The organism is Stenotrophomonas sp. SrG, assembly GCF_050031795.1.
In the GTDB taxonomy this organism is placed as follows: domain Bacteria; phylum Pseudomonadota; class Gammaproteobacteria; order Xanthomonadales; family Xanthomonadaceae; genus Stenotrophomonas; species Stenotrophomonas rhizophila_A.
This window is the reverse complement of sequence record NZ_JBNBBE010000412.1, coordinates 1-259: the sequence shown is the minus strand read 5'-3', so window position 1 is coordinate 259 and position 259 is coordinate 1. Positions and strand designations below refer to the sequence as shown.

The 259-nt window shown below is 69.9% G+C and carries 1 protein-coding gene; it reads left to right on the top strand.

The window, feature by feature from the left end; genetic code table 11:
• Window positions 1-32: 32 nt before the first annotated feature.
• A partial coding sequence (locus tag ACQG3P_RS20285) for an NAD(P)/FAD-dependent oxidoreductase (RefSeq protein WP_426806049.1) occupies window positions 33-259 on the top strand: 227 nt, incomplete at its 3' end.

Genomic DNA, 259 nt, shown 5'->3' with positions numbered 1-259 from the left:
CGCCCCGCCCCATCATCTCTTTGCGAGTCTACCTGAGCAATTCCAAGCCTTCCCGCCACCCGACGCTCGTCATCCTCGGTTCCGGCCCGGCCGGCTGGACGGCAGCGGTCTACGCCGCCCGCGCCAACCTGCACCCGGTGGTGATCACCGGCCTGCAGCAGGGCGGCCAGCTCATGACCACCACCGAAGTGGACAACTGGCCGGGCGTCGCCCATGGCCTGATGGGCCCGGACCTGATGGCGCGCATGCAGGCCCACGA